Origin of the sequence: Prevotella sp. 885 (assembly GCF_002265625.1) — a bacterium.
Classification (GTDB): Bacteria; Bacteroidota; Bacteroidia; order Bacteroidales; family Bacteroidaceae; genus Prevotella.
Window position 1 is genome coordinate 1 of sequence record NZ_NOVE01000021.1, and the last position, 12,168, is coordinate 12,168.

At 50.5% G+C, this 12,168-nt stretch carries 5 protein-coding genes; all 5 read left to right on the forward strand.

What is annotated here, in order from left to right; all coding sequences use genetic code 11:
- Positions 1–263: 263 nt before the first annotated feature.
- Positions 264–1,553: an IS1380-like element IS614 family transposase gene (locus tag CHL74_RS07935; protein WP_005813368.1), complete on the forward strand. Its 1,290-nt coding sequence runs from the start codon at positions 264–266 to the stop codon at positions 1,551–1,553.
- Between the two features lie 325 nt (positions 1,554–1,878).
- Positions 1,879–4,836 (forward strand): two-component regulator propeller domain-containing protein, encoded by a 2,958-nt coding sequence (locus tag CHL74_RS07940; RefSeq protein WP_094880632.1) that lies wholly within the window; start codon positions 1,879–1,881, stop codon positions 4,834–4,836.
- A 554-nt stretch (positions 4,837–5,390) separates the two neighbouring features.
- Complete coding sequence (locus tag CHL74_RS07945) at positions 5,391–8,597, forward strand: SusC/RagA family TonB-linked outer membrane protein (RefSeq protein ID WP_094880633.1); 3,207 nt, start codon at positions 5,391–5,393, stop codon at positions 8,595–8,597.
- 36 nt (positions 8,598–8,633) lie between these two features.
- On the forward strand, positions 8,634–10,388 hold the full coding sequence (locus tag CHL74_RS07950; protein WP_094880634.1) for a RagB/SusD family nutrient uptake outer membrane protein: 1,755 nt from the start codon (positions 8,634–8,636) through the stop codon (positions 10,386–10,388).
- A 33-nt stretch (positions 10,389–10,421) separates the two neighbouring features.
- Positions 10,422–12,146, forward strand: a complete 1,725-nt coding sequence (locus CHL74_RS07955; protein ID WP_094880635.1) for a bacterial Ig-like domain-containing protein — start codon at positions 10,422–10,424, stop codon at positions 12,144–12,146.
- The last annotated feature ends 22 nt before the right edge of the window (positions 12,147–12,168 follow it).

Genomic DNA, 12,168 nt, shown 5'->3' on the forward strand with positions numbered 1-12,168 from the left:
GTCAAGGAGTCCTGCCGGAAGAAATAAGGACAATACGGATTTGTAATCTATGGGCTGAGTTCTATTCATGACGCAAAGATAAACAATAATATTGAATTGTTAAAAACACAACAATATTATTTGATTCCTTAATTCCGCAACACTTTGATTTAACTTTATTTATAAGTTCCTGAGCAACAAAAAGTTGCTCAGGATTTTGCCATGTCAGATTTTTCACTTATCTTAGTGTTGCAAATCAAAACAAGCGTAAATCGTAACAAGACATGGCAAAGGTACAAATAAAATCTGAAAAACTCACACCTTTTGGAGGAATTTTTTCAATCATGGAGCAATTTGACTCCATGCTTTCACCTATTATCGACCAGACACTTGGTCAGAGATGCAGCAGTATCATCGGATATCAGTACAGCGAAATTATTCGTTCTCTGATGAGCGTGTACTTCTGTGGCGGTTCATGCGTGGAGGATGTAACATCGCATCTGATGCGTCATCTCTCGTATCATCCGACCTTGCGCACATGCAGCTCTGATACCATCCTCAGAGCCATCAAGGAACTGACACAGGAAAACATCTCATATACTTCCGATAAGGGCAAGACCTATGATTTCAATACGGCAGACAAGCTCAACGCCTTGCTTATAAAAGCCTTGGTTTCCACTGGTGAACTGAATGAGGTGGAAACCTACGATGTTGATTTCGACCATCAGTTCCTTGAAACAGAGAAGTATGATGCAAAACCGACATACAAGAAGTTCCTCGGCTACAGACCTGGCGTATATGTCATCGGTGACATGATTGTCTATGTCGAGAACAGCGATGGCAACACAAATGTGCGCTTTTATCAGGCTGAGACCCACAAGAGATTCTTTGCCCTACTGGAAGCCAACAGCATCCGTGTGAATCGCTTCAGAGCCGACTGTGGTTCGTGCTCGAAGGAAATTGTCAGTGAGATAGAGAAGCATTGCACGCACTTCTACATCCGCGCCAACAGATGCAGTTCGCTCTACGATGACTTGTTTTCACTGAGGGGATGGAAGACGGAGGAAATCAACGGCATCCAGTTTGAACTCAATTCCATTCTTGTTGAGAAATGGGAAGGCAAGTGCTATCGTCTTGTCATTCAGAGACAAAAGCGCATGGATGGAGAGCTTGACTTGTGGGAAGGTGAATACACCTACAGATGCATTCTTACCAACGATTATGACTCATCAACAAGAGACATCGTCGAATTTTACAACAAGCGTGGGGGCAAAGAGCGTATATTCGATGATATGAACAACGGATTCGGCTGGAACAGGCTCCCCAAGTCGTTCATGTCAGAGAACACCGTATTCCTTCTGCTTACGGCATTGATACACAATTTCTATAAGACCATCATTAGCAAGCTTGACACCAAGGCTTTCGGGCTCAAGGAAACGAGTCGCATAAAGGCTTTTGTCTTCAGCTTCATCTCCGTACCTGCCAAGTGGATCATGACAGCAAGGCAATACGTGCTGAATATCTATACAGAAAACCGGGCTTATGCAAGACCTTTCAAAACAGAATTCGGATAAGAATCCTTTCTTTCCGGTTAGAATCTGCGTATTACCTCAAGTCGCATCGTGGGGTAAGGGGATGGTGGCTACATATTGATGTTGTGCTGTTGCTTTTTACTGAAAGCTGCTACTAACGACTCATAAATCTACCCTTAATCGTGTATTGGATGATAGTTGCGGATTTTAGGTTTATGTGATTATTGTTTTCATTCTTATTCCACTATGCTTTGTGTATTTACTGCAAAATTACGAATTTCATCATATATTACCTACTTTATCCATATTTTTTTGTTACCTTTGCAAAAGATTGTAAAACCTACACCCAAACCTAAAAACTACATAAATGAGACATATAATACTGCTGATTGCTATGCTGATAACGTCGCTTCTTGGCTTTGCCCAAAGCCGTGAAGCGGGCAAATATTTGGCGAGTTACCTCAATATGGCAACCGGTATGCCCAATAACTACGCTGATGACATCTTCAAGGATTCATACGGTTTCGTATGGATAAGCACTCATGGCGGCGGACTGGTGCGCTATGACGGTTATCAGATGACGAGCCTCGGCTATACGGCTTCGCCCATCGCCCTGCGCAGCAACAGCACACGCAATGTATGTGAGGACCGTTTTCGCCGTCTTTGGATAGCTTTTGAGGAAGGTCCGCAGGTGCTCAGCCTTGAGACAATGTGCCCAGTCATTCCCGAATGCGTTGACAAAGAAGTGGAGAAACAGATGGAAAACGTATGGGACGACACTTGCGTCCGCACATATTGCGACGCGAAGGGATGTATATGGATAGCCAGTACGTCCCGAATCATCCGCATAGCCTTCGACAAGAAGGGCCGTGTAATGTCGGTTCAGTCAGCCCCTTCCCCCAACAGTGTGCCCGAATTCGGAATGTGCGACGTATATAAGCGCGGATCCGTGGTGGTGTGCATTAACGGACGCGTCAGCGAATACATCGAGAAGAAAGGACGTCTCGTAGCCAAAGACCTCACCCGTATGTTCGCCCCGATGGGCAACAATTATGCTGCCAGTATAATAAGGTATAACAATAAGATATGGCTTGCCACCAACAACGGACTGTTATGTAGCGACGGACGCGAGTTTCACACTTACGACGCACGCCATACGCTGCAGCATGAAGTGGTTACCTGCCTTGCCGTAGCGCCTGAGAACCGTCTGCTTGTCGGCACATTGTGCGGCGTGGACATCATCGACGACCGTGAGGGATTCGTTGAGCACTGGAACTGCACCAGCCCTATTCATCCCCTTAGCAGTAACTTCGTCAACTCGCTCTTCGTGAATAACGGTCAGGTATGGGTGGGAACCGAAACGGGTGGCATCGTGAAACTCACGCCACGCCAACTGCTTATCACCAATTACGCAAACAATCCCAACGATCCGACATCGCTTTCACGCAACGCCGTCAACTCTATGTATGCCTCATCGGACGGCACGCTGTGGGTGGGCGTGATGGAAGGCGGACTCTGCTGTATGCGTCCCGGCTCCAAAGGGTTCGTGCATTACCGCACCGACAATTCAGCCCTGCCTCACAATTCGGTGTCCGCTATTACGGCAGACGCAAAAGGCAACCTATGGATTGGCACGTGGGGAGGCGGCGTGGCAACAGCTAACGCCAAGCAGCCCAACAATATACAGCCTCTGAACGTGGACGGCGAACACCAGCCGCTGCTTACCTTTATCGGTGTATTGGCTTACGACCGCATTAATGAAGGAATGTGGATAGGTGCCAACGAGGGTCTGTTCTTCTATAATCTGCGCAAGCAACGTCTGGAAGATCCGTTCCCCGGATGCCGCGACATAAAGGGTTGTGTAGGTTCGTTGGTCACCCGCGACGGCACACTCATGGTGGGCAGCATACGCGGAATGGTTAGCGTCAATCTGAAATCGCGTCGAAATGGCAAGCGTTTCTTCACCGCCAAGCACCAGCCTTACAAGCTCGACCGCCCTGAAAGCCGCATCATCGACAAGATTCTGGCGTTCTGTCAGACTCGCGACGGAAAGATTTGGATGGGCAGCAACGGCTACGGCATGTACTGCCAGACACGCGACAAGGACGGAAAGCCGCACATCGAGACCTTCACCACAGCCGACGGACTTGCCAACAACACCGTTACGGGCATCGTGGAGGACAATCATGGACAGCTGTGGATAACCACAAGCCACGGTCTTTCGGTATTCAATCCTAAGACACGCCAGTTCAACAACTACACGGAGGAAGACGGACTGATCAGCTCACAGTTCTTTTATAATGGAGCCATACGCAACAAGAAGGGCACCATATATCTCGGAACGGAGAGCGGATTGATGGTTGTCAACGGCGTAAGCAACACTTACAACGACAAATTCAACCTGCGCTTCACCGAACTGAGCGTCAACAACCAGACCGTGTTCGCCGGAAGCAATCATCTGAAGGAGAACATAACAACTGCCAAAAAGATAAGGCTTCACGAGAGCGACCGTTCGTTCAGCATCAGCTTCTCAGCTCTCAACTATACGGGAGAGAACCAAGGTGTCTACAGTTACCGCATGAAGGGATACGAAAAGGAATGGGTGAAGCTGCAGCCGGGTCAGCACAGCGTGCGCTACTCCACCCTACCCGCCGGCGACTACAAGTTTGAGGTGAAATATTCGCCCAACATCGGAGCCGAGAACGAGCAGACCATATCCATAGACGTAAGCGTCACGCCTTACTTCTATAAGAGCTGGTGGTTCGTGCTTATTATATTAATATGTATAGGCGTAGCCGTTCGCTACATCTTCAAGCGCCGCATGGAGAAGATGCGCGAGCGTGAAGTGAAGTCGCTCTACCAACCCATCGAGGATGCACTCAAGGAGAGTGACGAGCCGGGACAACTGCAGACGCGCATCAAGCAGATTCTGGAAAACCAGCGTCGCTACAAGGAGAGCCAGCAGAAGACCATCGAAGCTGACCGCCAAGAAACCGAGGCTAACGAGCGCCCGTTCATGGAAGTGGTGATGGAGACAATGGAACGAAACTACAGCAACTCTAAGTTCGGAGCGCAGGAGCTGGCTGACGCCATCGGCATCAATCGCGCCGTGCTCAGCAAGAAGCTCAATGCTGAGACCGGACTGCCCACCTCACAGTTCATCCGCAATTACCGTCTGGACATCGCCAAGCGCATGCTGAAAGACAATGTAGCCAACCGCAACATCACGGAGATAGCATACCGCGTAGGCTTTAACGACCCCAAATACTTCACACGCTGCTTCTCCAAACAGTATGGCGTGGCACCTTCTTCGTACCGCGAATAAGGAGCAGAAAGATGTGTTATCAACTGTTAATTTCCAATAGAGCCACTATTACACTCTAAAAGAGCCTCTCTTGCATTATAAAAGAGCCTCTTTTAGAGTGTAATAGTGGCTCTTTTAGAATGTAAGAGAGGCTCTATAAGATTGCTAAAGTGGCTCTTTAAGAAAACACGAGTAAAAGTGAACGTTTTCTACACCCTTTCATTACCATTTTCTTATCCACCCCTTAATATAACTTGTCCACCTACATGATTTATGTCAAATTCACCGTGTAGGTACACAGCTGGTGGATAAAAGCGCAAATAAGGTAAAAACAGCACATTTACAGCGTTTGTCCACCTTTTTTATAGCGTTTGTCCACCCATGCAATAGTGAATAAGTGTAATTTTGCCACTGAAAATTTCACGGGTGCACAAATCATTCATGTTACCAATACATGTAAGGCAGTCGTTCGTTATCACCTTTAACCTAAAGCTAAAAGCTAATGGCGATCTCAAACCTAAGAGAAATAAAAAAATTATAACTAAATAATAATTAAAAACCTAAAATCAGAAACAATGAGGAAAGAAGTATTCTCAATGATGCTATGCCTCGGTGCAGTTGGCGGTGCAACAGTTGTTGCCCCAGTCACAGCCAATGCAGCCATAGCACAAGCCCCCACCATCAAGGTGCAGGGTCAGGTTGTCGACGAGACTGGCGCTCCGCTTATGGGTGCTTCCATCAAGGCTAAGAATTCGAAGACTGGCACAGTCACCGACATAGACGGAAAATTCTCGTTGGATGTCGAATCAAACGCTACGCTTATTGTCAGCTATCTGGGCTATAAGACCAGCGAGGTGGCAGTTCGTGAACGCGCTATTATAGAGAAGATACAGCTCACACCTGACAACAACGTCCTCAATCAGGTCGTAGTAGTAGGTTATGGTACACAGAAGAAGGCTGACCTCACTGGTTCTGTTGCCATCGTTAACGCTGAGGAGATGAAGAAAGTCTCTAACTCCAACATCTCTACAATGCTTGAGGGTAAGGTTGCGGGCGTTCAGATCACATCGGACGGTCAGCCTGGTGCCGACCCGTCAGTACGCATCCGTGGTATCGGTTCGTTCGGCAGCACAGCTCCTCTTTACGTAGTTGACGGTGTGCCTATGGGTACCACCATTCGCGACTTCTCGCCTAACGACATCGAGACCATCCAGATTCTTAAGGACGCTTCGGCAGGTGCCATCTACGGTTCGCGTGCTGCCAACGGTGTGGTTATCATCACAACGAAGAACGGCAAGAAGGACCAGCCTCTGAAGGTCAACTATTCCGGCTACTTCGGAGCTGACGTCATCCCCGGCGACGTTTATGACGTTATGAACGCCGACCAGTACAGCAATTACATAGGTCAGGCTTGCGCCAACTCTGGCACAACGCTCCCCAGCGGTTACAAGATGGGCGAAGACGGACGTTATCACTTCCAGGACAACACCAATACAGACTGGTTCAGCGAGGTGTTCAAGACTGGTATCCGTCAGAACCACAACGTAGCTCTCAGCGGCGGCAGCGCAAAGAGTACATATAATGTATCGCTCGACTACTTCAATCAGAAGGGCACGCTCGAGGGTGCAGGTCCTAACTACGAGCGCTACACAGCCCGCGTGAACAACACGATGGAAACAAAGTTCATCAAGTTCCGCACAAGCATGGTTTACTCTCACTCCAATCAGGACAACATGGGCCTCTCCAACGCCGGCGAGTATGTCCAGGGTCTTTACGGCGACGTCACCAACGTGCTCCGCGGCACTCTGCTCATGCAGCCCACCATCAAGGCATACGACCCGTCAACATGGGTGCTCGACGACAAGGTTGGTGCAGCCAACAACTATCGCTACGACGCTTACGGCTACGGCGTTTACTATGACAACGTACACGGCGACATCTCGGCTTCCAACCCGCTGCTCGTCAACAACATGCTGCAGCGCAACACCATCGTTGACCGCTTCGTAGGCACAGCATCTGCTGACGTCGATCTGTTCAAGATGGTGGGTTTGAAGTTCAAGAACCACGGTCTTCACTACAACATCAACCTCTCTTACAGCAAGACAGAGGCTAAGGACAAGACATGGATTCCGGCATGGATTCAGTCTAACCGTGTTTACCTTGACAAGGCCAACGAACGCCTCACAAAGGGCTCGCGCAACTATTCTGACGCCCTCATCGAGAACACTCTCGTGTATGACGGTCACTTCGGCAAGCACAACATCAACCTTCTCGGCGGTCTGACATACGAGGAAGAGAACACCAACCTGCTCACCGGCTGGGGCATCAAGTTCACAGAACCTTACTACCTCCAGCTCCAGAACGCAGCCAACACTTACTCAGAGTCTTACGAATATCGCCACGCGCTCGCCTCTTACATCGGCCGCTTGACATACAACTATGACGAGAAGTACTTGCTCTCAGCAGTTATCCGTCGCGATGGTAGCTCACGTCTTACCAAGGACATCCGTTGGGGCACATTCCCATCAGTGTCAGTAGGTTGGCGTCTGGACAAGGAGAAGTTCTTCCCCATCAGCAAGAAGATTGTCAACATGGCTAAGATCCGTGCCAGCTATGGTGTGCTCGGTAATGAGAACATCGGCGAGTATATGTACATGGCGACAATGAAGCGTAACAACATGACCTACAGCTTCGGCAACAACGTCGTTACGGGTTCTGCCGTTTCTGAGTTCGTAAACAAGAACATCGCTTGGGAGAAGAAGAAGTCAACCAACATCGGTATCGACCTCGCCATGTTCAACAACCGCTTCGAGTTTACAGCAGAGTGGTATAAGAACCGTTCTGAGGACCTTCTCTACGGAGTTCCGGTTCCTACACAGACCGGTGTGGCAAACGCTACCGTTACGATGAACGCTGCCTCTATGGACAACAGCGGTTTCGAGTTCTCTGCCACATACCGCAACCACGACCATCCGTTCAAGTATGACGTTTCTGCCAACCTCAGCACACTGAAGAACAAGGTTACTTCACTCGGCTTCGGCACCAAGTCGTACATCACTGGAGCTTATGCCACATACGTAGGTCAGGAGATCGGTCAGTTCTACGGTTGGGTTTACGAAGGCATCGCACGCACACAGAGCGACCTTGACAATCACGCCACACAGCAGGGTGCCAACATCGGCGACTGCCTCTACAAGGACATCTCTGGTCCTAACGGCGAGCCTGACGGCGTTATCGACGCTTATGACCAGACAGTTCTCGGCAGCGGTCTGCCAAAGGTGAACTTCGGACTTAGCGCTCACATGGAGTATAAAAACTTCGACCTGAGCATCTCTACATACGGCGTGCTCAACTATCATGTAAGCGACGACATCTACAACAGCCTCAACTCTTGCTATGGCTGGGGCAACAAGGACGTGGCTATGGCTGACGCCAACCGCTTCTCTGAGGACGGTTCTACATACCTTTCTAACGTACCACGCACATACGCAGCCAACAAGGCCACTCTCGCTTGGAACGACCTCTTCAGCTCACGCAAGATTCAGAACGCAGCATACTGGAAGATTGCCAACGTGGAACTGGGATACAACTTCCCTGACCAGTGGTTCAGAGGCTTGGTAAGCGGCGTACGCGTATATGTTTCGGCTCAGAATCTCTACACCTTCACTGGCTACAAGGGATATAACGTCGACTACGCTGGCGGCACATTCACACCGGGCTACAACTTCTGCTCGTTCCCAAGCGCACGCAGCTTCATGGCAGGTCTGCACTTCACATTCTAATAAAAAACCAATAACCGATTAAACGTAAATCCAATTATGAAACTATATAATTATGCACTTGCAGCATTCCTCGGTCTGAGCGCCATGTCGCTGACTTCTTGTGAGGACAAGTTGGAGCTTACCAACCCCAACCAGCAGACCACGGACAAGTTCACCTCCGACGACCTCGAGGAGTGTGTCATCGCTGCTTACAACCACATACGCATTGAAGGCTCTACGGGTCGTGTGGGATACACCATCGACATGACTCGCGGCGACGAGGTATGGAACGCTTCTCAGGTATGGTACCTCGAGTTCGACAACTTCAACGCTCCCATCACCAACGAAATAACAGAATGGCCCTGGCGTGAGGCTTACTACACCATCAACGTCTGCAACTTCATCCTCTCACGCACCGGCAACGACGACACTGCCCTCTCTGAAAGCATGAAGCGCATCAAGGGTCAGGCTCTGTTCCTCCGTGCCTTCTCTTACTATAACCTCGCCGGCTATTACCAGAACGTGCCGCTCATCACCGACTACGACACATACTCAACACTGGACGGTCTGTACGGCAAGAACAACTCATACGATGAGGTGCTCGACCAGGTGGAGGCTGACCTCAAGGAAGCCATCACGCTGCTCCCCTCACGCGAAGAGGGCGGCGAGTGGGCAAAGGGTCGCGCCACAAGCGGTGCCGCTGCCGGCTATTACGCCCGTGCTCTCATGCAGCGCCACAAGTATAGCGAAGCTCTCGCTGTGCTGAAGGACATCATCAACAAGAAGTATGGCAAGTACTCGCTCATGGCCAACTACGGCGACAACTTCCGCGAGGGTGCTGCATACGAGAACAATGCCGAGAGCCTCTTCGAGGTGCAGTATCTCGACTACGGCACACAGGGCACCGACGACGAGTGGACACCGGTGAACACTTCTCCGAACGCCACACAGGGTCACGCCATCGAGTCTAACCTCTGCCCGGGACGCTTCGGCGGTTGGGCTGACCTCTCTGCTTCGCCTTGGCTCTATCAGCTCTTCAAGAGCGAGCGCACAACAGCCGGCAAGCTCGATCCGCGTCTTTACTGGACTCTCTGCACATACGAGAAGGACTGGGAAGGCTTCGAGAACGGCAACGTGGCTTACACACAGAAGCTCACTCCGCAGGACACTCTCGTCACCAACAACCTCAACGGTGGTATTCCTATCGCAAAGTGGACCAACATCCGCACCAACTTGTATAGCACTGTTACCACCGGTCTGCACTGCGGCATCAACCTCCGAATGATGCGTTATTCTGACGTGCTGCTCCGCGCTGCCGAGTGCGAGAACGAGGTGAACGGACCTACACAGCAGGCCATCGACTGGATTAACGAGGTGCGCCAGCGTGCTAACCTCGCCAAGCTCAAGCTTGCCGACTTCGACACAAAGGACAAGCTCTTCGAGCAGATTGCCAACGTGGAGCGTCCGAAGGAGTTCGGTTGTGAGTTCGGTCGCGGTTTCGACCTTCTCCGTTGGGGATTCTTCTATGACGCAGACCGTCTGCAGCAGTTGAAGGAGCACAGCGTTGTGCGTCTCGGCATCAACTTCCTGCCCACTGATCCGGTTTCATACTCTGAGTATGGTAGCGATGACAAGGTAATCAGCCCGGTAGACTACTTCGTTCCCGGTCATGAGTTCCTGCCCATCTCGCAGAACCTTATGAATAACAACCCGAACCTCGTTGGCAACTCAGCCAACAACTCGTCAGACAACACCACCTACTTCAAGGAGAAGGGTTGGACGGTTCACCCGGTTACAAGACTCAGCAAGTAAAAACAACATTATTAAATATTAGCAAATACTATTATGAAACATATAAGCAAATTGGCATCCGTATTCTGCGCCGCCGCTTTGGCGATGACAGCACTGACCGGATGCGAGGGCAGCGACATATTCAACGTTAACGGTCCTGACTGGCTTACAGAACGTGCTGACTCCATCGCCAATGCCAACAAGGGCCAGGCTGCAAAGATTTCGCCGACCACACTCGGAAATACAGACTGCTCATCAGCATGGTGGGAGGCTCACCTCGATCAGGACATCAAGATTGAGAGCAACAAGGTCTACTCCACCACCTTCACCAACTACTCTTCACTTGCAAGCAACTGGAACAACTACGTAGTGGTGCTCCGCAAGGCTGACAAAACAGAGTATTGCTGCCTCCGCTCGGACGACTATGGATGGGGCGACAGCTACGCATCCTGCACTCACAGCAACACAGCTTCAGGCGACTGGGCAAGCTGGCTCGCTCAGATGAACGGCGCAAAGGTTACGGTCACAGTTACCAACTATGGAGACAACACCTGCGACGTTGTGGCTGACGTAGTAGGAACAGAAGGTATGGTTTCGCAGCAGAAGTATACAGGCATCCCCGTTGAATCGGCTGACCTTTACCTCGACTTCACCGTTGACGGATGTTACTACGTCTTCGATAAGGATGAAATGGACGTGACTGACGCTGTTGACCAGCAGCCTGTCTCTATGGAACTTACTGATGTTCCGGCAGAGGTTAACCTCGGTACTGAGCTTTCTGATTTCACATCACAGATTAAGGCTAAGGTTACATACGACGGCGGAACTGTCAAGGAGATTTCGGCAAGCGACCTTACGTTCATGGTAGTGCCCGACTTCAATACTCTCGGCGACAAGTATATCGTTGCTACGCTCAACAAGACTCTCCTCAACAAGCAGGCAGACAAGACCATCAACGCAAGCGCAGCCTTCAAGGTGGTGGACACTCCTGTGAAGGTTGAGGTGGCAAGCAAGCCGAAGCACACCAACTATTACTTCTTCAACTCAAGCGCTATCCTTGGCGTGGAGCGCACATTGGCATTCGACGCTACCGGCTTGGAGGTGAAGGGAACTTATCAGGACGGACGCACAGAGGTGCTCGACAACTCGAAGCTCACCTTCTCAACAGTTCCTGCAAAGGCTGGCGAGCACAAGGTGGTAATCACTGCCAACGGCGGCAAGACTGCTGAGGTGACAGTTAAGGTGAACGAGTCGAAGGTTACTGCTGCCACTCCGGAGCCAACCTCTCTCGGTGCAGCCAACTGCTCTGACGCGTTCTGGTCAGTATTCACAGACGACATCAAGGTTCCGGCTGGCGCAACTCGCGAGTTCAACTTCACCAACTACACATCTGGTGCAGGCAACTGGAACAACTACGTGGTTATTCTCCGCGATGCAGCCAAGACAGCTCCCGAATATGGAGTTGTACGTGCCGACAACTACGGCTGGGGCAACGGCTACGCAGCTTGCACCTCGAAAGGCACTCAGCTCGAATCATACGCAGACTGGGCAGGATGGCTCGCTGCAATGAACGGCGCCAAGGTTAAGCTTTACGTCACAAACTGCAACAACGGCACCGCTGACATCCAGGCCATTGTTACCGGCAATGACGGCACAGAGACCTACCAGTCTTACCTCGGCATCAACACCATCAACCCGAACGACCTCTACGTTTCGTTCACAGTGGACGGCAGCCACCTCGTATTTGGCTCAGCTGCCAAGGCAAGAAGACATAAGTAAAATCAGTTGAGAGTTGAGAGTT